This is a genomic window from Streptomyces sp. NPDC111516 (assembly GCF_055635345.1).
Map to the genome: position 1 here is coordinate 1 of NZ_JBVKBV010000002.1, position 26,209 is coordinate 26,209.

General features: G+C 69.9%; 29 protein-coding genes and 1 pseudogene. 24 read left to right on the plus strand and 6 right to left on the minus strand.

What is annotated here, in order from left to right:
• Window positions 1-110: 110 nt before the first annotated feature.
• Complete coding sequence (locus ACZ7L9_RS05575) at window positions 111-404, minus strand: hypothetical protein (protein WP_471412814.1); 294 nt, start codon at window positions 402-404, stop codon at window positions 111-113.
• A gap of 279 nt (window positions 405-683) precedes the next feature.
• Between ACZ7L9_RS05575 and ACZ7L9_RS05580 the strand changes: the two genes are divergently transcribed.
• A complete protein-coding gene (locus tag ACZ7L9_RS05580) occupies window positions 684-1,340 on the plus strand; it encodes a GOLPH3/VPS74 family protein (RefSeq protein WP_471412816.1) in 657 nt (218 codons plus the stop codon).
• A 497-nt stretch (window positions 1,341-1,837) separates the two neighbouring features.
• Here ACZ7L9_RS05580 and ACZ7L9_RS05585 read toward each other — a convergent pair whose 3' ends face one another.
• Window positions 1,838-2,362 (minus strand): SigE family RNA polymerase sigma factor, encoded by a 525-nt coding sequence (locus ACZ7L9_RS05585; RefSeq protein WP_471412818.1) that lies wholly within the window; start codon window positions 2,360-2,362, stop codon window positions 1,838-1,840.
• 305 nt (window positions 2,363-2,667) lie between these two features.
• Between ACZ7L9_RS05585 and ACZ7L9_RS05590 the strand changes: the two genes are divergently transcribed.
• The 19 genes from ACZ7L9_RS05590 (at window position 2,668) to ACZ7L9_RS05680 (ending at window position 19,589) form a co-directional block, all read left to right on the plus strand.
• Entirely contained in the window at window positions 2,668-4,023 is a 1,356-nt protein-coding gene (locus tag ACZ7L9_RS05590) for a YcaO-like family protein (protein WP_471412820.1), read from the plus strand.
• Window positions 4,024-4,031: 8 nt separating this feature from the next.
• Window positions 4,032-4,661: a TOMM precursor leader peptide-binding protein gene (locus ACZ7L9_RS05595; protein WP_471412822.1), complete on the plus strand. Its 630-nt coding sequence runs from the start codon at window positions 4,032-4,034 to the stop codon at window positions 4,659-4,661.
• The gene (locus tag ACZ7L9_RS05600) at window positions 4,658-6,316 is read left to right on the plus strand and encodes a hypothetical protein (protein ID WP_471412824.1); all 1,659 of its coding nucleotides are present in this window, start codon (window positions 4,658-4,660) and stop codon (window positions 6,314-6,316) included. The genes ACZ7L9_RS05595 and ACZ7L9_RS05600 overlap by 4 nt, the downstream gene beginning before the upstream one ends.
• A complete protein-coding gene (locus tag ACZ7L9_RS05605; RefSeq protein WP_471412825.1) occupies window positions 6,313-7,071 on the plus strand; it encodes a nitroreductase family protein in 759 nt (252 codons plus the stop codon). Before ACZ7L9_RS05600 ends, ACZ7L9_RS05605 begins: the two co-directional genes overlap by 4 nt.
• 33 nt (window positions 7,072-7,104) lie before the next feature.
• Entirely contained in the window at window positions 7,105-7,290 is a 186-nt protein-coding gene (locus ACZ7L9_RS05610) for a thiocillin family RiPP (protein WP_471412826.1), read from the plus strand.
• Between the two features lie 32 nt (window positions 7,291-7,322).
• Window positions 7,323-7,496, plus strand: coding sequence for a thiocillin family RiPP (locus tag ACZ7L9_RS05615; protein ID WP_313742431.1), 174 nt, complete (start codon window positions 7,323-7,325; stop codon window positions 7,494-7,496).
• 74 nt (window positions 7,497-7,570) lie between these two features.
• Window positions 7,571-7,744, plus strand: coding sequence for a thiocillin family RiPP (locus ACZ7L9_RS05620; protein WP_471412829.1), 174 nt, complete (start codon window positions 7,571-7,573; stop codon window positions 7,742-7,744).
• A 43-nt stretch (window positions 7,745-7,787) separates the two neighbouring features.
• Window positions 7,788-7,967, plus strand: a complete 180-nt coding sequence (locus tag ACZ7L9_RS05625) for a thiocillin family RiPP (protein ID WP_471412831.1) — start codon at window positions 7,788-7,790, stop codon at window positions 7,965-7,967.
• Window positions 7,968-8,033: 66 nt separating this feature from the next.
• The gene (locus ACZ7L9_RS05630; protein ID WP_471412833.1) at window positions 8,034-8,216 is read left to right on the plus strand and encodes a thiocillin family RiPP; all 183 of its coding nucleotides are present in this window, start codon (window positions 8,034-8,036) and stop codon (window positions 8,214-8,216) included.
• A 207-nt stretch (window positions 8,217-8,423) separates the two neighbouring features.
• A complete protein-coding gene (locus tag ACZ7L9_RS05635) occupies window positions 8,424-9,524 on the plus strand; it encodes a hypothetical protein (RefSeq protein WP_471412835.1) in 1,101 nt (366 codons plus the stop codon).
• Window positions 9,521-12,004: a hypothetical protein gene (locus tag ACZ7L9_RS05640; RefSeq protein WP_471412836.1), complete on the plus strand. Its 2,484-nt coding sequence runs from the start codon at window positions 9,521-9,523 to the stop codon at window positions 12,002-12,004. The genes ACZ7L9_RS05635 and ACZ7L9_RS05640 overlap by 4 nt, the downstream gene beginning before the upstream one ends.
• Complete coding sequence (locus ACZ7L9_RS05645; RefSeq protein WP_471412838.1) at window positions 12,004-12,885, plus strand: thiopeptide-type bacteriocin biosynthesis protein; 882 nt, start codon at window positions 12,004-12,006, stop codon at window positions 12,883-12,885. Before ACZ7L9_RS05640 ends, ACZ7L9_RS05645 begins: the two co-directional genes overlap by 1 nt.
• Before the next feature lie 135 nt (window positions 12,886-13,020).
• Window positions 13,021-14,040: an ABC transporter ATP-binding protein gene (locus tag ACZ7L9_RS05650; protein ID WP_471412839.1), complete on the plus strand. Its 1,020-nt coding sequence runs from the start codon at window positions 13,021-13,023 to the stop codon at window positions 14,038-14,040.
• On the plus strand, window positions 14,040-14,798 hold the full coding sequence (locus ACZ7L9_RS05655) for an ABC transporter permease (protein WP_471413469.1): 759 nt from the start codon (window positions 14,040-14,042) through the stop codon (window positions 14,796-14,798). The genes ACZ7L9_RS05650 and ACZ7L9_RS05655 overlap by 1 nt, the downstream gene beginning before the upstream one ends.
• A 50-nt stretch (window positions 14,799-14,848) precedes the next feature.
• On the plus strand, window positions 14,849-15,286 hold the full coding sequence (locus tag ACZ7L9_RS05660; protein ID WP_471412841.1) for a hypothetical protein: 438 nt from the start codon (window positions 14,849-14,851) through the stop codon (window positions 15,284-15,286).
• Window positions 15,283-15,633 (plus strand): winged helix-turn-helix domain-containing protein, encoded by a 351-nt coding sequence (locus tag ACZ7L9_RS05665; RefSeq protein ID WP_471412842.1) that lies wholly within the window; start codon window positions 15,283-15,285, stop codon window positions 15,631-15,633. The genes ACZ7L9_RS05660 and ACZ7L9_RS05665 overlap by 4 nt, the downstream gene beginning before the upstream one ends.
• 334 nt (window positions 15,634-15,967) lie before the next feature.
• The gene (locus ACZ7L9_RS05670; protein WP_471412844.1) at window positions 15,968-17,236 is read left to right on the plus strand and encodes a L,D-transpeptidase; all 1,269 of its coding nucleotides are present in this window, start codon (window positions 15,968-15,970) and stop codon (window positions 17,234-17,236) included.
• Between the two features lie 169 nt (window positions 17,237-17,405).
• Window positions 17,406-18,860, plus strand: a complete 1,455-nt coding sequence (locus tag ACZ7L9_RS05675) for an ABC transporter permease (protein ID WP_471412846.1) — start codon at window positions 17,406-17,408, stop codon at window positions 18,858-18,860.
• A 45-nt stretch (window positions 18,861-18,905) separates the two neighbouring features.
• Window positions 18,906-19,589, plus strand: a complete 684-nt coding sequence (locus tag ACZ7L9_RS05680) for an ABC transporter ATP-binding protein (protein WP_471412847.1) — start codon at window positions 18,906-18,908, stop codon at window positions 19,587-19,589.
• Window positions 19,590-19,623: 34 nt separating this feature from the next.
• Here ACZ7L9_RS05680 and ACZ7L9_RS05685 read toward each other — a convergent pair whose 3' ends face one another.
• Window positions 19,624-20,079 carry an RDD family protein gene (locus ACZ7L9_RS05685; protein ID WP_471412849.1) on the minus strand — a complete coding sequence of 152 codons (456 nt, stop codon included), beginning with the start codon at window positions 20,077-20,079 and terminating at the stop codon, window positions 19,624-19,626.
• A 317-nt stretch (window positions 20,080-20,396) separates the two neighbouring features.
• Between ACZ7L9_RS05685 and ACZ7L9_RS05690 the strand changes: the two genes are divergently transcribed.
• Window positions 20,397-20,909 carry a hypothetical protein gene (locus ACZ7L9_RS05690; protein WP_471412851.1) on the plus strand — a complete coding sequence of 171 codons (513 nt, stop codon included), beginning with the start codon at window positions 20,397-20,399 and terminating at the stop codon, window positions 20,907-20,909.
• On the opposite strand, the gene ACZ7L9_RS05695 is transcribed toward ACZ7L9_RS05690, so the two are convergent.
• A complete protein-coding gene (locus ACZ7L9_RS05695) occupies window positions 20,885-22,609 on the minus strand; it encodes a glycosyltransferase family 87 protein (RefSeq protein ID WP_471412854.1) in 1,725 nt (574 codons plus the stop codon). The two genes, ACZ7L9_RS05690 and ACZ7L9_RS05695, sit on opposite strands and share 25 nt — an antisense overlap.
• A 187-nt stretch (window positions 22,610-22,796) precedes the next feature.
• On the opposite strand from ACZ7L9_RS05695, the gene ACZ7L9_RS05700 reads away from it, so the two are divergent.
• Together ACZ7L9_RS05700 and gdhA are read left to right on the plus strand one after the other, a co-directional pair.
• A complete protein-coding gene (locus ACZ7L9_RS05700; RefSeq protein ID WP_471412856.1) occupies window positions 22,797-22,964 on the plus strand; it encodes a hypothetical protein in 168 nt (55 codons plus the stop codon).
• A gap of 206 nt (window positions 22,965-23,170) precedes the next feature.
• A complete protein-coding gene (gdhA, locus tag ACZ7L9_RS05705) occupies window positions 23,171-24,508 on the plus strand; it encodes an NADP-specific glutamate dehydrogenase (RefSeq protein ID WP_471412858.1) in 1,338 nt (445 codons plus the stop codon).
• A gap of 56 nt (window positions 24,509-24,564) precedes the next feature.
• Here the strand turns inward: gdhA and ACZ7L9_RS05710 are convergent, their stop codons facing one another.
• A complete protein-coding gene (locus tag ACZ7L9_RS05710; protein ID WP_471412860.1) occupies window positions 24,565-24,972 on the minus strand; it encodes a YrdB family protein in 408 nt (135 codons plus the stop codon).
• Between the two features lie 547 nt (window positions 24,973-25,519).
• On the opposite strand from ACZ7L9_RS05710, the gene ACZ7L9_RS05715 reads away from it, so the two are divergent.
• A complete protein-coding gene (locus tag ACZ7L9_RS05715) occupies window positions 25,520-25,858 on the plus strand; it encodes a hypothetical protein (protein WP_471412862.1) in 339 nt (112 codons plus the stop codon).
• 70 nt (window positions 25,859-25,928) lie between these two features.
• Here the strand turns inward: ACZ7L9_RS05715 and ACZ7L9_RS05720 are convergent.
• Window positions 25,929-26,039: pseudogene (locus tag ACZ7L9_RS05720) on the minus strand (peptide-methionine (S)-S-oxide reductase MsrA); the annotation flags it as partial.
• Window positions 26,040-26,209 lie beyond the last annotated feature (170 nt).

The window sequence follows — 26,209 nt, forward strand, 5'->3', positions numbered from 1 at the left end:
TGCACACCGTCGGGAAACCGGGCCCCGCAACGCGACGCACAAAGAAGAAGTCAACGACCCCACGTCCACGCCGCACAGGTTAAAGATCAAGTTAGGGTCTTTCGTCCGGATCAGGCGGACAGGGTGCCGGTGCGGCGTACCGAGTAGGTGACGAAGGCCGCGCCGATGCCCAGGAACGCCGTGCCGCCGATCAGATACGGGGTGGTGTCGGTCCCGGCCCCGGTGTCGGCGAGCCTCGGACCGGTCGCGGTGCTCCCGGTGGCGGTGGCGGTGGCCGGCCGGCTCCGTGCGCCCGGCGCGCCGGCCGAATCGTCCGTCGCGTTGGCGGACGGGACGAACCACAGGGCGGCCAGCAGGGTGCCCGCGGCGGTGGCGGTCAGGAGCGGGCGACGAGCAGTGGCCACGGAATCGTTCCCCCTTGTCACAGCCGTGAGTCAGGCCTGTACGCAGATGCTAGTGACAGCAGCGGGTCACAGGAAAGTCGCATGTGCGGGGCGCTTGCGTTCCGCCTCATGAGCAGTTCCGGGTCGTCGTGGTTTGTTCTGCTTCGGGGCGAATCGGCGTGGGAGACCACGGATCCCGCCGGGCGTGGACCGCGTCGGTGTCACTCCTCGGCGGGAACTGAAGTCCCCTCCCGCACGTCTCAGAACAGGAGTCGAGAGTCGAGTGACGGGGGGCCGGACGTGACCGTGACACTGGGCGAGGAGATCATGCTGCTGTCGCTGGACGACGAGTCCGGGGCGGTTCGGGAGCGGCAGGCTTGCCAGTGGGCGGTAGCGGGCGGAATCGTCCTCGAACTCGTTCTGGCCGGTCGTCTGGCTGTGGACCGCGGACGGATCACGGTGGTCGACGCGGCGCCGACGGGGGTCCGGTTGCTCGATGACCGGCTCGCGATGATCGGTGCCTGGGTGGCGGGGAAGAGCAGACCGCCGAAGGTGACGGACTGGCTGGCCAAGGACAACCGCAAGGTGGTGGACGCCACCGTCGAGAGCCTCAGGGAGCGTGGCCTGGTCGGCCAGGAGGAGCGCAAGGTACTGGGGCTGTTCCCGGTGCGGCGGTTTCCCGAGGCGGACGGCACGGTCGAGCGTGAACTGCGCACGCGGCTCGAGGAGCTGGTCCTGCGGCATGCCGAGCCCGACGACCGCTCGGCCGGTCTCGTCGCGCTGCTTCACGGCGCCAAGCTGTACCGCCTGGCCTTCCCCGGCCTCCCGCGCAAAGAGGTCCTTCCGCGGATGCGGGAGATCGCCGAAGGGCAATGGGCGGGGGAGAGCGTGCGCAAGGCGATCAAGGACATGCAAGCGGCGATGTCCGCGGTCGCCCTGGTCACCATGAGGAGCTGACCGGCGAAATCCTCGTCGGCGCGTCAGCCGGCGTCGTCCGGAACGTCAGGTCGGGAACGGTACGGCCGATCCCCGTTGTTCACGGCAGCCGATGGGGCTTTACCGGCGGACTCGCGGATTTTCGCGAGGAGTTGCTCGTCGCTCAATTCGGGGGGAGGTGCCGCAGCCGAACCGAGGAGTGTGCGCAGAATATCGCTGATCGATTCGGAAGCGTTTCGTTCGCTTTCCGAAGCGCGAGCTCGCCTATTTTCACTCATGGCTCAGTCCCATTGCGGCAAAGGTACAGAGAAGGTTGGCCTCACAAAAAATATGCGGAGCTCACTGAGCGTCACTTGTACCCTCAGGGGGTTTCCTGCAGTCGTCTTCTGGTGAAAGCCCGGGGGATGCGGCCTTCTGCATCCGATTCAGAGTGCCGGACCGCCGGGCCTTTGGCAAGGGCGCTGCCGCCCCCTTGCGGACGCCCTCCCAGAGGCCGGCGATCGGCACCCGTCATTCCGTCAGGTCTCTCGGCGAGGTGCTCCGAGCCCGCCGAGCCGCTCTCGCAGGATCCGCAGCGACCGGGAGCTGGAACTGCGGACCGTCGCGCAGGAGCAGCCCATGATCTGCGCGACGTCCTCGATGCTGAGGTCCTCCCAGTAGCGTAGGTAGACGAGGCTGCGCTGCCGGGGCGTGAGGGCGGACAGCGCCTTGAGCAGGACCATCCTGTCCCCGACCCGGGTCACTTCCTCCGGTGCGGGATCCGGTTCGGGTAACGAGTCCTGCAGCAGTTCGCGGGTCCAGCGATGCCTGCGTCGTTCGTCGATGAAGAGCCGCACCATCGTGGTGCGGGTGTAGGCGGACAGCGCGTCATGACGTTCCAGCCGCTCCCAGCGCCGGTACACGGCGATCAGCGTCTGCTGTACGAGGTCGTCGGCGGTGAACCAGTCCCCCACCAGTACGAAGGCATTGCGTCGGAGTGCTGGTCGGGCATCGGCGACGTACTGTGCGAAGTCTTTCTCGTGCGCCTCATCCAATCCGTTCATCCCCCGTTTCAAGATTTCTTCGTATCCCGGACAGCGTCCCGGCCGTTCCACCACGTGTAGATGGTCAGAACCGTTCGTAACAGTTGCTAATCCGGGCTGCGTGGCGCCCAACGGAGTCAAACACGTCATCTGCTCTCTCGCCAGTATCCGGAAGTAACCCGCCTTGCGGATCGCTTCAGGGCCGGGGGAAGCGGAATTGTGCCGTCCAGAACAAGGGATTTCCTTTTGCGGTCTCAACAGATGCGAATTGCGAGAGGCCTCGGCTGCGACCCGGCCGGACTTCTGATCGTCGAGAAGGGTGAGGAATGAGGACGCTCCAGGCGACACCCCAGAGTGCCGCGGTGCCCGACTCCCTGCGCCGGATGGGAAAGCTGGTGTCGCCGTACGGGCTCGTATCCCGCCTCACCTGGCTGCCCGTCACCGAGGGAGAGCCGGATTTCTCGGTCTTCTCCGGATCGCTGGGCGACCCGGGGGCGGTTCTCGCGACGCAGGCGGAATGGACGCACGACGCCTCCTCCGGCAACTTCGACGGGGCCGGCGGGGCGCTCGACCGTGAGACGGCGGCACATCTGGCGGCCGCCGAATCACTGGAGCGGTACTCCTCGTGCGCCTGGTCCCCACAGGACATGATCTGGGCGACTGCCGCGGATCTCGGCGAGGACGCCATCCCGCCCTGGGAATGGCCGAATCTCTCCCCGGCCGAACTGACCGACCCGCGCTGCGGTCTGGTGCCCACCGACCGGAACATGCCACTGCGCTGGGTCGAGGGCTGGTCCCTCGCCCGCGGCCGGAAGGTGTACGTACCGGCCGTCCAGGTCTATCTGAAGTGCTCACCGGAGTCGGCCGCCGAGCGCTACGTGCACCCGGTCTCCACCGGGTGCGCCACCCACACCGACCCGTTGGCCGCCGTGGCCAACGGTCTGATGGAGGTCGTCGAACGGGACTCCATCGCCCTGACCTGGCTCCAGCGTCTCCGGCTGCCCCGGCTGGAGTTCGGCCTCGACGACCTCGCTCCCGAACACCGGGCATACATCGAACGAGCGGCCGGCGAGAACATCCGCACCCTGCTCTTCGACGCCACGACGGACCTCGGTATTCCCGTCATCTACGGGGTACAACTCGCCGACCACGACCGAGATCTCGCCCAACTCGTCGTCGCCACCTGCGACACCGACCCCGGCAAGGCCATCGCCAAACTGCATCGCGAGGCCGCCTCGTTGCGTATCGCGCTCCGTTCCCACGCGAGCCGGCACACGAATCCGGACGACCCGCAGGACATCGTGAGCGTGATCGGCGGCGCGCTCCTCGCGGGGAAACGCGACCAGCGCCACCGGTTCGACTTCCTGCTGGAGGGCGACCGGCCCGTGCGGGCCTTCGCCGACCTGCCGCGCCCCGCGAAGGGAGCGGCGGAGCTGCCGTGGCTGCTGGACCGGCTTTCCCGGGCCGGCTGCGAAGTCGTGGTCGTCGACATCACCACCGACGAGGCCCGCCAGGTGGGCGCGACCGCCGTACGGGTCATGGTGCCCCAGCTGATGCCGCTCTCCTTCGCGCACCGGGCCCGCTACCTCGCCCATCCCCGCCTCTACGAGGCTCCTCGCGCCATGGGCCATCCGGTGCTCGACGAGGACGGCATCAATCCCAATCCGCAGCCCTTCGCGTGAGGTGGGTCATGAATCGTCAACTGCTCGTACTCGCCTCGGGGGCGTTCGGCAAGGACGTCGCACGACGCCTGGAGCACGGCTCCCGGGAGCGCGGACACGACATCGCCCTGATGGAGATGGACGAGGGCACACACCCGAGTCTGTGGCCGCGCGCCGACCTCATCGTGCTGGCCACCTCCCATGAGCGGCCCCGTATCGACGAGGCGGCGGACCGGGCGGCCTTCGCCTGGGGCACGCCCTGGTTCGGGGTGCACACCACCGCCACCGAGGTGCTGTGCGGCCCGGTGGTGGTACCCGGCCGCACGGCCTGCCATCAGTGCTACGTACGACGCCGCAACCAGCACCGGCGACCCGAGCACGGCACCGCCGACACGGGGGGCCGGTACCCGACCGGCTATCCGGTCCACCACGTCGGCATCGCCGCCGCATTCGCCCGGCAAGCAGTCGAGGAAGCGCTGGGTGCGCCGGGCGACGAGGAGTCCATCGGCGGCACCGTGCGGAAGTTCGACCAGATCACCGGCGCCACCAGCAGGGCGGCCGTGGTCGCGGTGGACCGGTGCGGGCGCTGCCGCACGCCCGGCACGAGCGACGGACTGTGGCGCCGGCTTGCCTCGATCGACGAAGGGCGGACAGCGTGAGCGACCGATCCATGATGACGGCCGAAACCGTCGGCTCCGCCGCACGGTTCGACCCACAGCTGCGGATCCCCCGGTGGCCGCGGCTGCGCCGGGGCCTCGTGGTCAGCACCGAGGCCGACCAGGTGGTGGTGACGGGCCCGCCCAAGAAGCAGCTCTTCCGCGGCAGGTCCGCCACGGAGATGCTGCCCGGGCTGCTGGACCTGCTCGACGGCGAACGCACCCACGCCCGGCTCGCGGCGGAGCTCGGGCTGCCCGAAGAGGTCGTGTTCAAGGCGCTTTCGCTGCTGTGGACCTGTGGTGTCGTCGAGGAGGGCCCGCCCCGGGGAACGGAGCGGGAAGCGGTGCCGGACGTCGACGACCGCCTCGCCGACTACCTGTCCCGGGTGGGCAGCGCCACCGAGGTGAACCCCTGCTGGGAGCAGGCGGCCACCCGCCTGCGTACCGCCGAGATCGAGATCTTCGGAGACCCGGCGCTCGCCGCGCTCCTGCGGGACGAGCTCACCGGATCCATACCGGTCACCGTGGGCACGGGCGACACCCCCACCGAACGGGTGACGCTCGCGGTCTGGGCCGACGCCGGAGGCGAGGGACAGGACGCCGCTCCCGGGACCGGCCCGCACACCCTCGCCGAGCACTGCTGGGACAAGGGCGTCCCGTTGTTGCGTCTGAGCGTGCGCGGTCGCCGTGCGGCCCTGGGCCCGCTGGTCGACCCGCGGACGACACCGTGCCTGGACTGCCTCACCACCGACGAGGAGGACGACGACCGTACGGCCGCCGCCGGAGACCACGAGCTCGCCGCGGCACTGTTCGCCCGCGACCTGTTCGCCGTGGTCTCCCGGACGACCCCCGCTCCGCTGCCGATGCGCTGGCGGCTCGTGGACCTGGAGACACTCGGCCAGCGGGACACCTCCTCCGCGACCCGGCCCGGGTGTCCGCGCTGTTCCGTCGCCGAAGGGCCGGTCGTGGAACGCGCCGCGCAGGCAACACGCTTCGAGGCGTCGGTGGCCATGCCGCCGAAGGAATTCGCCGACCTCAAGGCCCACCAGATGCACTACAAGCCCTCGAACCTGGCTCTGCAGCGTGTCTCCCGGACGTGGCCGGTCGCCCCCGCCGTCGAGCTCCCGCCGCCCGACCACGACCGGCTCAACCGGTCCGGCCTGCCCCGGACCGCCGCCCGGCCCGGCCCGGACACCCTGTCGCTGCTGCTCTCCGTCACAGCGGGTATCAAGGGCGACCACCCCGACAAGGTGGCCCGCTGGACGGCGAGCGGCGGCAACATCGGCTCGGTGACCGCGTACGCCGTCGTCCGCGACGTACCCGGCATGGACCCAGGTGTCTACGGCTACGTCGCCGCCGGACATCGCCTGGCCCGGCTGTCCTCCCTGGCCGGCGCCGTGCCCGGTGACCGGCCGTTCACGCTCGTGCTGACCGGCGACTTCCCCAAGGTCGCCCGCAAGTACTCCGCCTTCGCGCTGCGGATCGTGCTCCTGGACAGCGGCTGCGCCCAGGCCACCGCCCGGGAGGCGGCCCGCGTCCTCGGCATCGGCTTCGCGCTGCGCCCCCGTTGGGACGACGACGCCATCGCCGCGGCCCTCGGCATCAACCCCGACATGGAACCGGTCACGGCCGTCATCGACCTGGGAGACGCACCATGAGCAGCCCGCACGACCTGGCCGCGGAACTCCTCACCGCCTTCCGGGACCCCGCACCCCCGGCCACCGGCACCGCCACCGCGCCGGCCTCCCGGCGGCCCGCACCCCAGCCGCCCGTGCCCCTGGGACCGCCCGTGCGCTTCACCGCGCGGCAGCGGGACAGGTCGTCCCTGCTCACCGTGCTGGAGAAGCGCCGCTCCATACGGTTCTTCGGCCCCGACCCCGTCGACGCCTCACTCGTGGCCGACGTGGTCGCCCGGGGTATCGGGGCGGACCTCGCTTCGTTGCCCGACGAGGCGGAGCAACTGCCGCTGGAGATCAACGTCGTGGCCTTCCGGCTCGGTGGCCTGGAGCCCGGCATGTACAGCCTCGACGTCGGCAGCCGCACGGAGCGGTCGTACGCCCGGGTCGCGCCGCTGCCGGAGGGCGAAGCCCTGCACGGCCTCACGATCCAGCGGGAGTTCTGCGACTCCGCGGCCATCGTCTCCCTCGCCGCCGACCTCGACCGGGCGAGCGAACTGCACGGTGCCCACGGCTACCGGACGCTGATGACCCGCGCCGCGGCAGCCGCGTACACGATGTGGCTCGACGCCGTGGCAACCGGTCTCGTCGGCACTGTCTTCGCGGGGTTCATCCCCGCCTCCGTACGGCTGCCGCTGCGCAGCGACGGGGCCAGCAGGCACCAGCTCTTCGCCCTGGCCCTGGGCGGCGCACCCGTGCCGCCCCCCCATACCTCCGGGGCCGACCGGCCCCGGTGATCCGAGAACGACCGAACCGAAGGAAGTGAACCGATGACCGACCCCCACGCGTGGGAGCTCGACCTCCACAGCGTCGACCTGGGCGACGAGGACCTGTCCATCGAGCAGATCCCGGAGGGCGTGGCGCTGGGCACCTTCAGCACCGCCTCCAGCGCGACCACGGCCAGCTGCCCGATCAGCAGCGCCGGAAGCGTCATGACCGCCAACTGCACGGGCTGAGCCCGGCGAACCCGGAAGAAAGGAAGCACAACATGCCTGAACTGGAACTCTACGTTCTGGACGACATCCTCGAGGACTCCCTCGAAATGGAGACGCTGTCGGACGGCAACGCCCTCGCGTCGGTCTCCACCGCGGGATCGGCCAGCTCGGCCTCCTGCCCGGCGACCACCGCCTCCTCCTTCACGTCCTTCTCCAGCTACACCTGACAGGTCCGGAGGGGGCACCGCGCCCCTTCCACCGCACATCCCACACACAACCCCGTTCGAAGGGAAAACGATCAGTGGACACCAACGAGGACGTATTCGACCTGTACGCGCTGGACGGCGAGCTCTCCGTCGAGGAACTGCCGCAGGGCAACGCCCTGGGCAGCTGGTTCTCCGCCGCCTCCGCGTCGACCGCGTCCTGCCCGGCGACCTCGGCCTCCTGCGTCGGCAGCGCCTCGACGTTCGGCTGACCGCACTCTCGCGGTCACGCAACTCTCGGAAGGGACATTCCCCGTGAACGAGCACAGCACCGAAAAGCTCATCGACCTCTACGCCATGGACGAGGAGCTCCTCCTGGAGGAGCTGCCGCAGGGCAACGCCCTGGGCTCCTTCTCCAGCGCCACCTCGGCGAGCTCCTTCTCCTGCCCGGCCAGCTCGGCCAGCAGCGCCACTACGGCCTCCTGCGTCGGCTGATCCGTTCCGCCCATGCCGGCCCCGTAGGAGGCCGGCCCACCAGAACCAGAGAAGAGGTGACATTCCATGAACGAGCAGCACAATGACCCGTCCGCGTTCGATCTCTACGCCCTGGACGGCGAACTGTCCGTCGAGGAACTGCCGCAGGGCAACGCCCTGGGCTCCTTCTCCACGGCGACGTCCGCCGCCTGCGCGTCCTGCCCGGTCAGCTCGGCCAGCAGCGCCACCACGGCGTCGTCGTACGGGTGACCGGTCCCGGCAGGAGGTGTCGCACTGGCTGACACCGTTCGGACACCTGCCCGCCGGGCACGGCTCCTCCCTTCCAGCGGCGCTGTCACCGGCGCCGCTGGAAGGCGGTTTTCTCATTTCGCAGCATCCTGCAACGCAGGGGCCCGGGTCAACGGGTCCCTGCCCGCCGGCACCCGGCGTCCAGGAGTAAAGGAGAGGTAGAGAACAGTGATCAGTTCGCCACCGAAGCTCCGAGACGAGCTGGAGGTCATTCGCGGGATGGACGACATCCCGTTGATCTTCGATCCGGTCACCGGGAACTACCATCGCATCACCCGCGCCGGCGAAGTGGTGCTCACCTATCTGGACGGCACCCGGACCCGCGACGAACTCGTCGCCTTCTTCTCGCGCGACGACCGGGCCCGCGCCGAGGCACTCTCCCGGCAGATCGACACCTTCCTGGCCGCCCTGGACAAGAGCGGGCTTCTCGACGGCTCCGAACCACCGGACCAGCCCCGGGACGGCGGGCGCGCCCGCCGTTCGATGCTGATGCCGCGGATCGTCCTCACCCGCTCCCTCCCCCGGGTACTCGAACCCCTGGCCGCCGCCCTGCGCGCTGTGCCGGCGAGGCTGCTGGTGCTGATCGCCGCACTCGGCGCGCTGTGCGGGTACGCGTTCGGCTTCCACACCCTCTTCACCGCGATGCCACCGCCGCAGGACGTGGCAGGGCCCGCCTTCCTCCTCGCCACCGGCGTGATGCTGCTGTACGTGCTGATGCACGAGACCGCCCACGCACTGGTCGCGCAGATACTCGGGACGCCGGTGCGCGGACTGGGAGTCGCGCTGCTCTTCTACTTCATGCCGGTCGCCTACGTGGACCGCACCGACGCCTACCGCCACCGGGGACGCGGCGGCCGAGTCGTGCTGGCCATGGCAGGCATCCTCAGCGACGGCTGGTTCTGCGCGCTGTCGGGCGTGGTGGCCCTGAACTCCGAGGCGCTGCTGAGGGACACCGCAGCGCTGCTCCTGGGGATGCAGCTCCTCATGCTGATCATCAACCTCAATCCGCTCATGCCCAGCGACGGCTACACGGCTCTCGAAGCGGCGACCGGACTGACCAACGCCCGGGGACGCGCGTTCGCCCTGCTGCGCCACACCGTCCGGCGCCAGGAGCTCCCCTCGCACCTCGCCAACCTCAGCAAGACGGCCCGTCGCGGCCACATGGCGTACGGACTGTTCTCCGTGGCCTACGTCTGCGTCCTCGCCTACGGCATGTTCCACGCCGTCCCCGTCACCGCGCACCTCGCTCTCTCGGCGGTGGGCCGATGAGCTCGTTCGTGATCTCCCCGCTCCTGCTGACCCGGGTGGCGGGTCTGCCCTCCGACACACTCGACCTGGCCGCCCCGGCCACCCGCAAGCTGCTGGTCGAACACGCCGCCGCCTCGGCACGCCTGAGCGCTCTGGCGCCCGAACTCACCGAGGCCCTCTTCGCCCTCGTCCCCCGGCTCGACGACGACGTACCGCTGCGCCGCAAGGTCCTGGCAGCCAAACGGTCCGTCAACCGGCTGGAGCCGCTGCCCTGGGGCGCGGACGTCCGACGCAGTCTGGCGGAGCGCCTCCCACCCCGCTCGGCTTCTCTGCTGGACGACTGGGTCCGTCTCGTCGGGGAACAGCAGGGCCTGCTGGAGCAGCTGGACGCCCAGCTCGCCGAGGACCGGGAGCAGGCCGTTCAGGCACTGCATCGGGCGCTCGGACCGGGCGCGGACACCGCGGGTGGCGCAGGGGAGTGCGGCTTCGCCGAGTCCCTGGCGATCGCCGCCCCCGACTGGATCCGGCACCGCGACCGCAAGACCCGGTCGGCGAAGAAACTGAAGACGCTCTACTCGTACGTCGCCCGCGCCGCCGTCAAGACGAGCCCCTTCTCCGGGCTGACCACCGTCGGCGAGGCCGGAGCGATAGGACAGGGCCGGGGGCTCAGCCGTACCTCCGCGACCACGGCCTATCTGGCGCTGCGCCGACTGGCGCGCGACCCGTCGACGGCCGGCCTGCTGCGCTACCGCGTCGCGCCCGTCCGCCCCGGCACCCCCACGGAGCCGGACGGGCTGCTGCTCCACAGCGAGGTGATCATCACCGAGGGCGTCGTCTGGCGCCATGACCGGGCGGTCGAGGCGGACTACGCCCTGCCCTCGGCGGCCGTTCTGCGGCCGGCGGCCACGTTCGCCGAACTCCTCGCCGCCCTCGGCGGTGCCCGGCCGTTCGCCCGCTTCGTCCGGCTGCTGGACGCCGGCGTCCTGCAGCCCGTCCCGCCCTGGACCAGGGGCGAGGCACCGTTCCCCGCCCTGGCCGCGCTGCTGGAGGACGACCTTGCCGTCTCCCCGATCGGACGCCGCGACCTGTCGCGGGCCCACAGCCTGGGTAACGGCGCGTGGCGGGAGAACACCGAGGGGCGGATCGCCGCCGCGGCGGAGCTCCGGGACCTCACCGGCGGCTGGACCGAGCACAGCGACCGCGGCGAACGCAAGCCCAGCGGGCTGGTCTACGAGGACCGGGAAACCGGACTCAGCCTCCCCGACCCGCTGACCGTGCCCGAGGTCCGGGACGACCTCACGGCACTGGGTGAGCGGACGCGGCCGTACCTCTTCCGGTCACATCTCTACGACTTCCTCCTGGAACGTTTTGTCGCGGAGTTCGGCGCCGGCGGCGTCTGCCGTGACCCGCTCGGCTTCCTGATGCGGCTCACCGTCGACCGGGACGCCAACCCGCCACTGGAACGAGCGTTGTTCGCCGACATGGCGAGCCGACGTGATCCGGGCGACCGGGCCTGGCTCCCGGTCGGGCCGACCAGCGCCCCGGCGAACGCCGGAGTCTTCTTCCAGATGGAGGCAGCGAGCCGGGCCGACATCGAGGCGGGCCGCTACCGGCTCGTGGTCAACCAGTACGGGTCGGGCACCGGAGGGCTGTTCAGCCGCTTCGGCCGGCTCCTCGGCGACGGTTTCCGCGACCGTCTCCGCGCGCACATCGAACACTGCTGGCCCGGTGTGTCCTGCCGCGAACTGGTGGTGTGGACCGACTGCAATACCGTTCAGTCCGAATGCGGCGGCCTCCTGCCGCCGTTGGTACTGCCGGGCGAAGTAGAGGCGGAGAACGGGCTGACCCTGGACGACACCGTGCTCGCCCACGACGCGGCCGACAACACCCTGTCCCTCTTCGACCGGGCCGGTGACCCCATCGGCCTGGCCTACCTGGGACTGATCCCGCAGCACCTGCTCCAGTCGTACGTCCGGCTCCTCGCCATACTCGCGGATCCGTGGGTCAACGGCTCGCCGCACTCCGACTACACGATGACGAAGGCGCAGGAGCTGGGCCCGCTCCGCGGCGACGGGGTTGTGGAGCTGCCCCGTGTCACCGACGGCCCCGGGGGCCGTCTGGTCACCCGCCGCGCCTCGTGGATCGTGCCGGCCTCGGCGATCCCGCGCCCGGAAGGCGGCGAGCGCGCCGAGACCGCGCTCGCCGTCCGGCTCGACGACTTCCGGCGCGCCCACGGAATCCCCGAGGAGGTCTTCGTGCATCAGCTCGGCGGTGCGGGCAATGCCCTCGGCATGGCGGCCGACCGGAAACCGATGTGGGTCTCCCTGGCCTCGCCGCTCTCCGTGGGCGTCCTGCACCACTGGCTCAGCCCGCAGACCAGCCATCTGCGTCTTGTGGAGGCGCTGCCCGAGCGTTCCCTGCACACCCAGCGCGACGCTCTCGGCCGGCCCCGGGTCACCGAGCACGTGGCCCTGCTGGCCTGGCCCGAGGAGAACCTGTGATGCTGACATCGGACCGTACGGACCGGGCGGACCGGGGCGTGGAGGCCGACTGGTGGTACGTCCGCGCCTACCCGGGGCATCCGGACGCGATGGACGTGGCCACCCGGGTACTGATCCCCTGGTTGGCCGCGCGGGCGTCCGAAGAGGCGGCGTCGGCATGGTTCTTCACCCGGTACTGGGACATGAGCGGTCATCACCTGCGGCTGCGCCTGAAGTGCTCGGCCGACGGGGTCGACCGTGTCCACGAACGCCTGCCCGAACTCGTCGAGCTGCTGCATGCACTCGACCGACCCGTTCCCGCGGAACGCCTCGTTCCGGGCTCGGTGCCGCAGGGGCTGCCGCTGGTCAAACAGGCCCGCTGCTGCCTGTACGCACCGGAACTCGCCAAGTACGGGGGAGCGCGCGGCGTGGCCAGGGCGGAAGAGCTCTTCACGGCGTCCTGCCGCTGGTACGACGACCAGCGGATCGGCGCACTCGCCCCGCTCTTCGACCGGGCGGCCCTGGCCGTCTCGTACATGAGCGCGCTCCTGCGGGCGGCGCTCCCCGATCCCGAGGCGCGGACGGCGTTCTGGACCGCCCACCGCCGGCAGTGGGGGCGCCAGCTACGGATGGCGGCACCGGACCAGGAGGAACTGCGCCGTCTCCTCACCCGCGCGGCGAAGGGGACCGGGGACGCCGCAGCACGTATCGACGAGGGTCTCCGGCAGAGCATGGAGACGCATGTCGAGACGGTCGTACGCACCCTCGACACGGCGGCTGCCGACGAAAACCCCGTGGCACGGGAGGAGTTGCTCCTCCACTACCTGCACATGGACCTCAACCGCTGGGGTTTCGTGCCGGCCGAGGAGAGCCTGCTCGGTGTGCTCGCGTCGGCGAACTAGCCTTCTGTCATTTTGTCGGTTGCTCATCGCGCATTCACTTGCCAAGTTGGAAAGTAGATGCCATGCTGGCACACCAGAAGCGCAGCAGTACGCACGGCGAGACATCGGCGGTATCCGATGAGAGGCAGATGCGGAATGGCTGAACAAGGTCCGTCCTACGAGGCGGCGATCCTGCTCGAGAACGTCACCAAGCACTACCCGGGTCCGCACGGTGAGGTCGCCGCCCTGGCGGGCATCGACCTCACCGTGCGACCGGGGGAGATCTTCGGTCTGCTCGGTCCGAACGGAGCCGGCAAGACCACCACCATCGAGATCCTCGTCGGTCTGCGCCGCCCCGGCGCGGGCACGGTCCGGGTTCTCGGACTCGACCCCGTCACGCAGCGCGACCAGATCCGCAAGTGCGTCGCGATCCAGCCGCAGCACGCCGCCGTGTTCGAGCAGCAGACAGTGGCGGAACTGCTGCGGGTCTGGGCGTCCCTCTACCCGGACCCCGAGACTCCCGACGCCATCATCGGCCGGATGGGGCTGTCGGCCTCACGCGACGTCCGGGTGTCGAAGCTCTCCGGCGGACAGCGTCAGCGTCTGCTCGTCGGTACGGCGCTCATCTCCCGCCCCCGTCTGCTGGTGCTCGACGAGCCGTCGACGGGCATGGACCCCAACGCGCGACAGGAGCTGTGGGAGGCGGTGCGCGCACACCGTGAGTCCGGCGGCACCGTACTGCTGTCGACGCACTCCATGGAGGAGGCCGAAATGCTCTGCGACCGGGTCGCCGTACTGCACAAGGGAACGGTCGCCGCCTGCGGAACCCCGCAGGACCTGATCAGCGCCCACGCGCCCGAGCGCGAGGTGCACTTCACCGTCCGGGCCGGCACCGACCTCGCACTGCTGCGTTCCACGCCCGGGGTGTCCCACACCGAGAGCCACGACTCCGGCGGCAACACCCGCGTCATGGTGCGGACCAGCGACTCCGACGCGGCGTTCAGCCTGCTTGCCGGCCCGCTCGGCGCCCGCCACATCCAGATCAAGGAAGCCGGCCTGGAGGCGGTCTTCCGACTCCTCACCGGAGTCTCCTTCCACGAAGCGGGCGACGGCGCGGAACCGCCCGCGGAGCACGATGGCGCACGGCCCGAGGAGACGGAAGGTGTGATGGCGTGATGTCCTCGTCCTCGCGTGAGCTGGCCCTCATGCACGCCCGGGAGCTCGTACGCGACCCCAAGTACTTCTACTTCGCCCTGTTCTTTCCCTTCGGGATGCTGGCCATCTTCCTCGGCCTCGGCTTCGCCATGCCGAAGGACTCCGGTGCCCCGGACTTCCTCCAGCTGGTCTTCCCGATGGCGATCTTCCTGGCCGTGACCAGCGCGGCCCTGACCGTCACCGCCGGACCGCTGGCGAACCTGCGCACCAAGGGCACCCTCCGGCTCCTGGGCACCACACCCGTGGGACGGGCCCGCCTGATCTTCACGCACATGATCGCCAGGGTTCTCATGGTCACAGCACAGGCGGCCGTCCTGCTGGCGCTGGCGGTCGCCCTCGGCAAGGTGGAGGTGAGCCGGCTCCCGGCACTCTTCGGCATCGCCCTGCTCGGCCTCGCCATGTTCGGAGGCGTCGGGTACCTGATCGGCGGCCGTCTGTCCTCGCCGGACGCCGCCACCAACGTCGGCACGCTCGTGCAACTGGCAGCGCTGTTCCTGAGCGGTCTCGCGTTTCCGACCGAGCTCATGCCCGACGGCGTCCGCACCGCGTTGAGCCTGCTGCCCACCTCCTTCTTCGCGGACCTCATGCGCACGCAGATGTCACAGGGCGACCCGGCCCACCCGGTGTGGCTGTCCGTCCTGGTCGTCGTCGCCACCACCGCCGTGGTGATCGTCCTAGCCGTCCGGACCTTCAAGTGGGACCAGGGCGAGACCGCGTAAGCGGGAGCGCGCGACTGTATCCTCCAGCCCTGTTCCGCACGGAAGGCACCATGATGGACAAGAAGGAAGCGCGGGAAGCCCTGGCCTCGGCCGACGCGATGGCTTCCCGGATGCGAGGGGGAAACCGGCGGCCCAGCCTGGCCGTCTTCCTCCTCGGCCTGGCGATGATGGTGATGACAGCCGGCTACGGACTGCTGGTCGAGCCCTCCTCGACGTACGCAGTTCCGGTCGTCCTGCTCATTCCCTTCTTCGCCCTGGTGATCCATACGGCGACCCGCCCGGTACTGGCCCGCCACCACCGCACCCTGTACGCGGTCACGACGGCGGCCGGGGCGGCCGTCTACTCGCTCACCGTCACGCTCGGCACGGCCTTCTTCTCCGGCGAACCGCTCTGGTGGGTGCCCGGAGCGGTCCTGTGCGCCGTGCCCTTCTTCGTGATCGGCGCCCTCGACCGCAGGGCGGCCGGCAGTCCCGGAGCCCGGCCGTGACGCATCCGCGCAAGTCCCTCGACAGCCTCATCCACGCACCGGTGCGCTTCTCCATCGCCGCCGCGCTGGCCGCGGTCGACGAAGCCGACTTCAAGAGCCTCCGCGACACCATCGAGGTCACGGATTCGGCGCTGTCCAAGCAGATCGCCGTCCTGGAGCAGGCCGGGTACGTGAAGGTCCGCAAAGCCTTCGTCGGCAAGCGCGCGCGCACCTGGCTCTCCCTCACCGGCGAGGGGCGTACGGCCTTCACCCGCCACCTGGCCGCTCTCCGCGACATCGCCGCGTGGGAGCCCGGGCCGGAAAGCGAGCCCGGGGACCGTGGGACGTCGAAGAACGGCGGCACGTGAGGTTCTTCCGGCCGGGGGCGCCGGCGGCATCCCGCACAATGGGATGGACGACGGCGAGCGCGGCGGTGTGAGCGGCGGCGCAAAACGGCGGACCCCGCAGGTGACGGGCCACGGCCCCGGCCGCATTCCGCGGGCCGGGGCCGTGGCACGTACCGGTCGCATATACGTGACCGATGTCGGGAACCGCCACTGCCGGGCACGCGTCGTTGAGTGTTGTTCCCCACATCTCTCTTGGATGTGGAACGGAGGACCCTTTCCATGGGTTCTAGGAACATTGACGGGTTTCGCCGATCGACGGCGGCTCTGCTCGGGGATTTTGGGGATTCGGCAACGTATGGAGAAGCGTGTGATGACGGGAAGCAAGCGGCGCAGGGGCCTGGTGGCCGCGTCCGCACTGCTCGGCGGCGTTCTGGTGCTCACTGCCTGCAACGACGGCAGCGCGAGCGGCAGCAGCGCCGACAGCTCGAAGAAGTCGCAGGCGGCCGAGGCCGACAATGCCGCCGCCCAGGACGCGTCGGATGCGCAGATATCCATCGCGCCGAAGAACGGTGCGACCAACGCGAGCATCAACAATGACGCCAAGGTCACCGTGGCCAAGGGCACGCTGTCCCAGGTCACCATGACCACGTCGGCCGGAGCGGCCGTCAAGGGCACGCTCGCCGCCGACGGCAAGAGCTGGCAGCCCGACGTCCAGCTGGAGCGCTCGACCACGTACAAGATCAGCGCGACGGCCAAGGACTCCAAGGGCCGCGAGGCGCACGAGAACGGCTCCTTCACCACCGTGTCGCCCGCCAACAGCTTCATCGGCAACTTCACGCCCGAGGACGGCTCCACCGTCGGCGTCGGCATGCCGGTCTCGATCAACTTCAACAAGCCGATCACGGACAAGAAGGCCGTCCAGGACGGCATCAGCGTGACGTCCAGCAGCGGCCAGGAGGTCGTCGGCCACTGGTTCAACCCGCAGCGCCTCGACCTGCGCCCCGAGGGCTACTGGCAGGGCGGCTCCACCGTCACGCTGAAGCTGGCGCTGGACGGCGTCGAGGGCGCGAAGGGCGTCTACGGTGTGCAGCAGAAGACGGTCACCTTCAAGGTCGGCCGCAACCAGGTCTCGACGGTCGACGCCAACACGAAGACGATGACCGTCACCCAGAACGGCAAGACGATCAAGACCATCCCGATCTCTTCCGGCTCCTCCACCAACCCCACGTACAACGGGCAGATGGTGATCTCCGAGAAGTTCAAGGAGACCCGGATGAACGGTGCGACGGTCGGCTTCACCGATTCCGACGGCAAGGGTGAGTACGACATCAAGGACGTGCCGCACGCCATGCGGCTGTCCACCTCGGGCACCTTCATCCACGGCAACTACTGGGGCGCACGGTCGATCTTCGGCAGCGCCAACACCAGCCACGGCTGCGTCGGCCTCCCCGACGTGAAGGGTGCGGGCGACCCCAACCAGCCCGCCGCCTGGTTCTACAACAACTCCATGGTCGGCGACGTGGTCATCGTCAAGAACTCCCCGGACAAGACCATCACCCCCGACAACGGCCTCAACGGCTGGAACATGAGCTGGGCCGACTGGAAGGCGGGCTCCGCGGCCTGACCCGAACCCACGCGTCCACTCCGGCGCAGCCCGAATCCCGTACGAAGGCGGCGGCACCCGGATCCCCTCGGATCCGCGGTGTCGCCGCCTTCGGCGTACGTGGGCGTTCTCATCCGGCTCTTATCGTGGCCTTAACCCACCATCATGACCCGTCCCTAGCCTCGCGCAAATGTTCTTCACCTACCTCCGGCGCGAGCTGCGCCGCCGCAGAAAGGCGGCGCTGGTCGTCGCCTCGGGGCTCGCCCTGGGCATCGCGCTGGTCATCATCGTCAGCTCGGTCTCCTCCGGCATGAGCAAGGCCCAGGACAAGGTCCTGGAATCGCTGTACGGCCTCGGTACGGACATGACCGTCACCAAGGCCGCCGCCGCTCCCGGTTCGGGCAACGGGCGCCCGAAGTTCGAGTTCGACGCCAAGGGCGACGACGACACGACGCAGAGCAGCGACCGGGTCCTGGTCCAGGGCTTCCAGACGCTGGCTTCATCCACCGTCGACACGATCGGCAAGCAGAACGGGGTCGCGGACGCCGTCGGCGGACTCAGCCTGAACGTCATGAAGGTCGACGGCCAGTTCAGGCGCGGCGAGTTCAAGCAGCAGGGCGGCACGGGTCAGGGCGGCCCGAGCGGCCAGGGCGGACCGGGCGGCAGCACCCAGCCGCAGGGCGAAGTCAGGGGCGGCGGCGCCTCCTTCGACGTCAACTCCTACTCCGTGTACGGCTCCGACGTCACCAAGCAGGCCCTGGGCCCGCTCACCTCGTCGAAGATCACCAAGGGCCGTACGTTCGAGGCGTCCGAGACCGACGCGAAGGTCGCCGTCGTCGACGCCGCGTACGCCAAGGAGAAGAAGCTCGACGTCGGCAAGACCGTGACCATCCACGGGACGAAGTTCACGATCGTCGGGGTCTCGACCGCCGACAGCGGCGACGCGGCCGCCAACCTCTACATCCCGCTGAAGCAGGCGCAGACCCTCGCCGACTCGAAGAACAAGGTCACCACGGTCTATGTGAAGGCCGCGGACTCGCAGCAGATCGACCAGGTCAAGGCCACCATCCAGAAGAACGTCTCCGGCACGACCGTCACCACCTCCGCCGATCTCGCCGACACCGTCTCCGGTTCCCTCTCCACCGCCTCCGACCTCGCCGCCGGCGTCGGCAAGTGGCTGTCCGTCGCGGTTCTGGCCGCCGCTTTCCTGGTGGCCGGCCTGCTCACCTCCTCGGCGGTCAGCCGCCGAGTACGGGAGTTCGGCACCCTCAAGGCGCTCGGCTGGAAGAGCGGCCGGGTCACCCGCCAGGTCGTCGGCGAGGCCCTCGTCAACGGACTGCTGGGCGGGGTGCTCGGCATCGCCGTCGGTCTCGCCGGCGCGTACATCGTGACCGCCATCAGCCCCACCCTCACGGCCCAGCTCGGCTCCTCGGGCGGTGGCATGGGTGGCGGTCGGTTCCTGGGCGGACCGGGCGGACCGGATGCCTCCAAGACGCTCGACATCGCACTGACCGCGCCCGTCTCGCTCTCCATCATCCTGATCGCCGTCGCGCTGGCCGTGGCGGGCGGGCTGATCGCCGGTGCGTTCGGCGGCTGGCGGGCCTCCCGACTGCGCCCCGCGGACGCCCTGCGCCGCGTCGAATAGCCCGCCCGGCGTCCCACCCCACCTCGTTCCAGCAGGAGTTGACCCATGTACACACTCAGAGACGTCACCAAGCGCTATACGCGCGGCAAGACCACCATCGACGCGCTCGCCGGTGTCGACCTGACCATCGAGGACGGCGGCCGGCTGGTCATCCAGGGCCCCACCGGCGGCGGCAAGTCCACACTGCTGCAGATGCTCGGCGGCCTCGACCGCCCCACCCGCGGCAGCATCGAACTCGACGGCGTGGACCTCGCGAAGCTCGGCGAGGCCAGACTCACCAAGGTGCGCGCGCAGAACATCGGCTTCGTCTTCCAGAGCTTCAACCTCATCCCGACGCTGACCGCCCAGGAGAACGTCGAGACGGCGCTCGTACCGCTCGGCGGCAAGGCGGCCGAGCGGCGCAGGCGGGCCGCCGAGGCACTGGACTCCGTCGGACTCGGCGAGCGGCTCGGGCATCTGCCCGGCGAGATGTCCGGGGGCCAGCAGCAGCGGGTGGCGATCGCCCGCGCCCTGGTCAAGCAGCCGAAGGTGCTGCTCGCCGACGAACCCACCGGCAACCTCGACGAGTCGATGCGCGACGAGGTCATGGAGGTGCTGGAGACCATGTGGAAGGAGCACGGCCTGACGTTCATCATGGTCACGCACGACAGCGCCATCGCCCGGCGGGCGCCCCGGCTGGCGACCATCCGCAAGGGCAGGGTCACGATCACGGAGAACGCGGTCGCCTGACCGCCCGGCGGTCCGACGAAAGGGACGGCCGGTCTCAGCGGAGGCCGGCCACGGCGTTGCGGTGGGCGGTGAGGTCGGCGCGGTGGACCTGGCGCAGGCCCACCGGATCGTCGTGGCCGCTGCTCCAGAAGGCGCTGAGGGGGAGGACACCGGGGCCCGCGAGGTACGAGCGCAGCACGTACCAGGGCTGCAACGGCACCCGGCACAGTCCGTACAGCCAGCGCCGCACCAACTGCCAGGGCCCCGGGCGCCCGGCGTCGGGCAGTCCGATCACCCGTATCCCCATGATCAGCTTGCCCGCGCCGCCCCCGACGATCGCGGTGAGGACCACCTGGTTGAGGAAGGAGAACGCGAGCGTCGGACCGAGCAGCAGGCCGACGGTCTCGGGAACACCGGCCGCAACCACATATGGCCGGGCCAGTAGCCCGCTGGTGACCAGAGAGAGGTAGCAGTCGAGGCCGACGGCGAGATAGCGGCGCACGTCGCCCACGCGCGGCGGGATACGGGGCGCGGTGCGCTGCCCGGGGGCGGGCGGGAGAGCCGGATGGGCGTACGGCCCCGAGGGGTCCGGGCGCCCCCGTCCGGCCCGTGTGCGTCCGGCCCGTAAGGCCGGCCCGGTATGCCTGTGCCCCCACGACGTCGTCATGGCGAAATCATGTCTGATCAACCGTCACCATGGGGCCAGGACCGCTCTCCTGTCGCCCCGCGCGCCCATTTTTGTGAACTCGTCCAAGGCCGACCGGCACAGGGCACGCACCCAGCCCCGTTCCTCCCCCTCCATCGGCCGGTCGGACTAATCTCGCGGTCATGACCGCCGCCATCACCGCAATGATCACCGCAGTAGTCGGGGTGCTCGGCACCCTCTTCGCCCCGCTGCTCACCCAGCGGCTGACCGTGCGTCAGCGCACCGAGGAGGCCCGACTCGCGGGTGAACGGCGGAAGTTCGAGGAGCGGCGCGCCCAGTACACGGCGATGAACCGGGCCTCCCGGCAGTTCCACACGCTTCTCAAGGACGCCCTGCACCGCATCCGCGACGACGTCTACACGGAGCAGGAACGCACCCAGCTCGAAGAGGCCCGCCTCGACCACCGCGACCGCTACGCCGAGGCGCAGATGATCGTCCCCGAACGGATACTGCAGGCATCCCGCGACCTCAACCGGGTCCTCGCCGCCGGTGACGCCACCGCCAAACGTCTCGACCGGGGCCTCGCTCGTGACGGCGAAAGCGTCGAACGGGCCCTGGAGGAGCTGCGAGCGGCCGACCCCTGTCTCGACACCATGCGGCAACTGATGCGTCAGGACCTCGGCGTCACCGACTGAACCTCCCCGTCCGGGACCGCCAGGGCCTGGCAGGACCCGAACGGCCACAACCGGTAGTGCGAATCCAGCCGGTACTCGCCGCCCCGCGGAACCGTGAGCCGCGTCCACTGGCCGTCCTGCCGCACGCAGCCGCCGCCGTCGGACCGCAGCCAGGGCGAGTACGCGATCCGTACCGTCACCGACCCGGCGGCGGGGATCCGTACCACCACGGAGGCGTCGTCCCCGCGCACGACGGTGCCCGGGGCGGAGACCAGCGGGACGGCGTCCCGCACCCGGTAGATCCGCCAGTCCGCGTCGTGCCACACCGGCTCCAACCAGTCCGTGCCGCGCCGGACGATCTCCGCCTCCGCCTCGGCCGGCCCGTCCGGCCGGCCGTTGTGCAGCACCACGAGGCCCACACCCCACCGGTCCAGCCAGGCGCGGTACTCGGCCGGGGACGGCGTCTGCCCGTAGAACAGCCGACCGCGCTCCACGTCGAGCTGACGGTTCCAGCCGCGCGCCATGTTCACATGCGGGGCGAGCACGGCCGCCTCCCGGTGATTGCGGGCCGGTACGACCTCCACCCGGGTCCGTTCCGCACCGAGCCTGCGCAGCTCGGCGACCACGCCGTCGGTGTGGGCCGCCCAGGCGGGCACCGTGTTGGAGACCCGCAGGTCGTCATCGGTCTTGTTGATCAGCCAGCCGGTGTTGTACGCGAGCATCCCGACGAGCAGGACGGCCCGCGCCCGCAGCAGCCACCCGCCCCGCGCCCACCCCGCCAGGACGGCCAGTGCCGCCGCGAGGAGCACGGGCGGGCCGGCGAGCCCCACCAGTCGCTCCACGTTCGTCCCGATGGGCGAGGGGATCAGGAAGGTCAGCACGACACCGGCCCCGTACACCAGGCTCGCGAACCGGACCACCCGCCAGCCGCCCTCGCGCGGCGCCCCGAACCACACGGCCGCGCACGCGGCCAACGGCACCCACAACCTCCCCATGGCCATCGGCTGTTCGCCCGTGAAGGGGAACAGCAGGGTCGTCGCCGCGACCACCACGAACGGCGGTACGAGGAGCACCGTCGCGCGCCGCCACTGCCGGTCGAGCCCGTACGCCCCACCCGCCACCACGAGGAACAGCCCCGCCACCGGACTTGCCGCCGTCGCCAGCGCCGTACAGCCCGCGGCGACGCCTGGCCGGTGCCGTACGTACAACAGCGCGACCAGCCCGATCGCCACGCCCAGCGCGAACGTCGTGCGCCCGGACGCGACATTGCACCAGAGTGCCAACGACCCCAGCACCGACACCGCGGCCGGCCACCGCACCCCGGCCCGCACACAGAGCCGCCCCAGCGCCCACGACCCGGCGAGCCCGGCGGCGACGGTGACGGCCCGTACCCCGAACACCGCCATGAGCGGCGGCGCCAGCAGGCTGTAGTTGGCGGTGTGCATCCCTCCGTACCAGGAGAGGTTGTACGCGGACCCGGGATGCCGGGACGCGAACCCGGCCCAGGCGAACTGCGCCGCCAGATCACCGCCGCCGGTGGCCAGCACCAGCGCCCACACGACGTACAACGGCACGACGACCAGCACCGCGACGCCCGGAACCCACCACCGCGCCGCGTCCGTATCCGTATCCGTGGCCGCCGGGCGTGGACCGGTGCCGGACCGCTCGCTTCCCGGCTCGTCCGCCTGCTCGCGCGTCGCCGTTCTCTCGGTGGTCCCCATCCCGCAAACCCTAACGGCCTGCCCCGTGACCGTCCGTACCTGCACGAAGGTGTAGCTGACTGCACCACGGATCCGGGGGCCCCGTCCCTCGTGACGGCGGATACCGGCTGGGAGGATAAAGGCACTGCAAGACACCGCAAGACACCGCAAGACACCGCAAGACACCACCCCGGCCCTGGAGGTTTCCGTGAAAGCCCTGCTCTGGATCGTGCTGTGCGCAGCGACCGCCGCCAACGTCTTCCTGAACCTCCTCGTGGAGGACAACGGAGTGAACATCGCTCTGAGCGTCCTCTCCGGAGTGGTCGTCCTCGCGTCCGGAGCGGGGCTGTGGAAGCTGCGCCGTACGGACGCGTAACCGTGGATCGGTCCAGTTCGCGGACACGTAGACGATTTTCCGGAGCCGCTGGGACAATCGGAATGCCACACCGGTTCGGTACGTCGCTTTCGTGAGCCGCAGCGCGCGCAAGTCCGGGCGACGTCCTCAATGGCGAGGGGGACCGCTGGTGCCCCGGGACGGGGCACCTTCGCGCGCGACGGGCACTCACGGAAGGTCTTGATCAGATGCGTGTCATTGAGCCGCTGTACGCGGAGATTCTCCGCCGCAACCAGGGTGAGAAGGAATTCCACCAGGCCGTACGGGAGGTCCTTGAGACCCTCGGCCCGGTCCTCGAACAGCGGCCGGAATTCATGGATGCCCGGATCGTCGAGCGTGTCTGTGAGCCGGAGCGCCAGCTCATCTTCCGCGTGCCGTGGTCGGACGACTCCGGCGACATCCACGTGAACCGCGGCTTCCGGGTCGAGTTCAACAGCTCGCTCGGACCGTACAAGGGCGGGCTGCGCTTCCACCCCTCGGTCAACCTCGGCATCGTGAAGTTCCTCGGCTTCGAGCAGATCTTCAAGAACGCCCTCACCGGCATGCCCATCGGCGGCGGCAAGGGCGGCGCGGACTTCGACCCGAAGGGCCGCTCCGACGCCGAGATCATGCGGTTCTGCCAGTCGTTCATGACCGAGCTCCACCGCCACCTCGGCGAGTACACCGACGTCCCTGCCGGTGACATCGGCGTCGGCGGCCGCGAGATCGGCTACCTGTTCGGCCAGTACAAGCGGATCACCAACCGTTACGAGTCCGGCGTCCTCACCGGGAAGGGCCTGGGCTGGGGCGGCGCCCTGGTGCGCACCGAGGCGACTGGTTACGGCTGCGTGCTCTTCACCGCCGAGATGCTCCGCAGCCGGGGCGAGTCCCTCGACGGGCAGCGCATCGCCGTATCGGGCTCGGGCAATGTCGCGATCTACGCGATCGAGAAGGCCCAGCAGCTCGGCGCGACCGTGGTGACCTGCTCCGACTCCAACGGGTACGTCGTCGACGAGAAGGGCATCGACCTCGCCCTCCTCAAGGAGATCAAGGAGGCCGGCCGCGGCCGGGTCTCCGACTACGCGGAGCGCCGCGGCGAGCACGCCACGTATGTCCCCGGTACCGGCGTCTGGAACGTCCCCGTCGACGTGGCCCTGCCCTGCGCCACCCAGAACGAACTGCACGAGGCCGACGCCCTGGCACTCGTACGCAACGGCGTGAAGGCGGTCGCCGAGGGCGCCAACATGCCCACGACTCCGGAGGCCGTACGCGTCCTCCAGGAGGCGGGCGTCGCCTTCGCCCCCGGCAAGGCGGCCAACGCGGGCGGCGTGGCCACCAGCGCCCTGGAGATGCAGCAGAACGCCTCCCGCGACTCCTGGACGTTCGCCCACACCGAGGAGCGCCTCGCGCAGATCATGCGTCACATCCACGACTCCTGCTACAACACCGCGGAACGCTACGGCAGCCCCGGCAACTACGTGGTCGGCGCCAACATCGCCGGCTTCGAACTGGTCGCGGACGCGATGCTGGCACAGGGTCTCATCTGATCCCACCGATCCCACACACCGGCCCGGCCGCCGCGTGCGGCCGGGCCGCTGTCACGTCAGGCGGTCGGCAGTGTGCGGCCTGGTGCGCGGCGCCGGAAGGTCTCCGCAAGGACCGTGTTCACGACCACCACGCCCCCGAAGATCACTGCTGCCACCGGATGCCCCACCGCGTGGACCGCGTACACGCCACCACTGAGCACCACCGCCTTGACCAGGAGAACCGCCACGAGAGGCGGCCGGAAACGGGCGCGAGGGGCGGCGAACAAGCCCCAGAGCACGACGGCCGCGGCCGGCGCCCCGATTCCGAGCAGCAGCCGAGCGACCGCGCCGTCACCAGTGGCGAATCCCCACCAGCCGAGCGCGCCCAGCGCCGCCAACTCGACGAGAAACGCCAGGACTTCATTGACCATGAACCAGGTCCGCCCGTCCGGGGCGGCGGGAATGCTGTGGCCTTCGCTCGTCATGGGTGGGGAACTCCTCTTCGTACGGTGGCCGATCTTGCCGGAATCGGTGACTGGCCGGGGGCGCGGTGCGCCGGCCTGGTACAACCATCGGCGCAGGCATTCCGCGCTCGGTTGCCTCTGCCCGATCGAGTTCGCACTTGGTTGCCCAGTTCGCGGACATCTACGCGGCGGGGCGAAGCCCACTTCCCCATTCCCAACCATCTGGACAGGCCGGTGTTGAGACAACCAACGAAGAGAGCGAGACACCGTCTCGCGTTGACCGCCGAAGTCGTGGCAGCAACTGTTACGGCCACCTTGGTCGTCACTCTTGCCATCCAGCACGAAACCGTGCTGGCCGTCCTATTCGCTGTGGGCGCCGCCTCGTTCGTCGTCGACGCGATACGCCGGATCCGTAGAAGCCCAGGAACAAGGGCGCACTGAAACGCGCCCGAGATTGCCAGGGTCCGGCATTGCCAGGCCTCACCAGGTCTGGCGACCATGTGGGCACCTCCGGAGCGGGCGTTACCCGCGTTCCGGACCACACCTCATCCGAGAATGGAGCGACCCCATGGCATGGGTAGTCGGAGCGGGCGTGCTCATGGGTCTGCTGGTGATCGCATTGGGGCTGGTGACGCTCCGAACAGGGTGGATCCTGCCCACGGCGCGCCGCCACGTCACCAGGCCCCAGCTCCATGGCCTCGGTGCCCTGCTGACGGGTACGTCCCTTGTTCTGCAGGGCCTCTTCTACTTCCGAATCCTGCCGAGCGTCTCCTGGGAGATCCGGTTCTTCGGCGGAAACGCCTTCTGGTTCGCTGGTCTCCTCCTGATTGCCGCCAGCCAGCTGATGGCGCGCCGCCGCGGCCCGCACCCGGACCACTCGGCCCGATCCGTGGCACAGGACCGGTAGGTGTCTCCGGATCCGCACGCTGCTTGTCACCAGGGGAGCACCGACGAAAGGTCGGGGGCGGAGCCAGGGCTCATTCGCCGTCGGCCCGAGCCACCCCGATCGGACAGGAGACGCCCGTCCCGCCGATCTCGCAGTAACCCGCCGGGTTCTTGTCCAGGTACTGCTGGTGAGTGCTCTCGCTTGATCAGGGTGGGGGTTCGTGGCCGCGCTTAGAGTCGGCAAAGTGGGGCTGTCGCCATGTGGAGATCGGTTCACTGGAGGGGAGGAGGTATCCCCAACGTGAACACCGTCGCTCCGGCATCGTCTGGTGAGACGTAAGGCGTCCGGAGTTCGATGGCCCTGCGTTGGAGC

What these genes read in the sequence shown, in the direction of transcription:
- ACZ7L9_RS05585 (WP_471412818.1), bottom strand. Translation starts at nt 2,362, where the DNA reads ATGAACGGATTGGATGAGGCGCACGAGAAAGACTTCGCACAGTACGTC.
- ACZ7L9_RS05590 (WP_471412820.1), top strand. Translation starts at nt 2,668, where the DNA reads ATGAGGACGCTCCAGGCGACACCCCAGAGTGCCGCGGTGCCCGACTCC.
- ACZ7L9_RS05595 (WP_471412822.1), top strand. Translation starts at nt 4,032, where the DNA reads ATGAATCGTCAACTGCTCGTACTCGCCTCGGGGGCGTTCGGCAAGGAC.
- ACZ7L9_RS05605 (WP_471412825.1), top strand. Translation starts at nt 6,313, where the DNA reads ATGAGCAGCCCGCACGACCTGGCCGCGGAACTCCTCACCGCCTTCCGG.
- ACZ7L9_RS05610 (WP_471412826.1), top strand. Translation starts at nt 7,105, where the DNA reads ATGACCGACCCCCACGCGTGGGAGCTCGACCTCCACAGCGTCGACCTG.
- ACZ7L9_RS05615 (WP_313742431.1), top strand. Translation starts at nt 7,323, where the DNA reads ATGCCTGAACTGGAACTCTACGTTCTGGACGACATCCTCGAGGACTCC.
- ACZ7L9_RS05630 (WP_471412833.1), top strand. Translation starts at nt 8,034, where the DNA reads ATGAACGAGCAGCACAATGACCCGTCCGCGTTCGATCTCTACGCCCTG.
- ACZ7L9_RS05640 (WP_471412836.1), top strand. Translation starts at nt 9,521, where the DNA reads ATGAGCTCGTTCGTGATCTCCCCGCTCCTGCTGACCCGGGTGGCGGGT.
- ACZ7L9_RS05645 (WP_471412838.1), top strand. Translation starts at nt 12,004, where the DNA reads ATGCTGACATCGGACCGTACGGACCGGGCGGACCGGGGCGTGGAGGCC.
- ACZ7L9_RS05650 (WP_471412839.1), top strand. Translation starts at nt 13,021, where the DNA reads ATGGCTGAACAAGGTCCGTCCTACGAGGCGGCGATCCTGCTCGAGAAC.
- ACZ7L9_RS05655 (WP_471413469.1), top strand. Translation starts at nt 14,040, where the DNA reads ATGTCCTCGTCCTCGCGTGAGCTGGCCCTCATGCACGCCCGGGAGCTC.
- ACZ7L9_RS05660 (WP_471412841.1), top strand. Translation starts at nt 14,849, where the DNA reads ATGATGGACAAGAAGGAAGCGCGGGAAGCCCTGGCCTCGGCCGACGCG.
- ACZ7L9_RS05670 (WP_471412844.1), top strand. Translation starts at nt 15,968, where the DNA reads ATGGAGAAGCGTGTGATGACGGGAAGCAAGCGGCGCAGGGGCCTGGTG.
- ACZ7L9_RS05675 (WP_471412846.1), top strand. Translation starts at nt 17,406, where the DNA reads ATGTTCTTCACCTACCTCCGGCGCGAGCTGCGCCGCCGCAGAAAGGCG.
- ACZ7L9_RS05680 (WP_471412847.1), top strand. Translation starts at nt 18,906, where the DNA reads ATGTACACACTCAGAGACGTCACCAAGCGCTATACGCGCGGCAAGACC.
- ACZ7L9_RS05690 (WP_471412851.1), top strand. Translation starts at nt 20,397, where the DNA reads ATGACCGCCGCCATCACCGCAATGATCACCGCAGTAGTCGGGGTGCTC.
- ACZ7L9_RS05695 (WP_471412854.1), bottom strand. Translation starts at nt 22,609, where the DNA reads ATGGGGACCACCGAGAGAACGGCGACGCGCGAGCAGGCGGACGAGCCG.
- gdhA (WP_471412858.1), top strand. Translation starts at nt 23,171, where the DNA reads ATGCGTGTCATTGAGCCGCTGTACGCGGAGATTCTCCGCCGCAACCAG.
- ACZ7L9_RS05710 (WP_471412860.1), bottom strand. Translation starts at nt 24,972, where the DNA reads ATGACGAGCGAAGGCCACAGCATTCCCGCCGCCCCGGACGGGCGGACC.
- ACZ7L9_RS05715 (WP_471412862.1), top strand. Translation starts at nt 25,520, where the DNA reads ATGGCATGGGTAGTCGGAGCGGGCGTGCTCATGGGTCTGCTGGTGATC.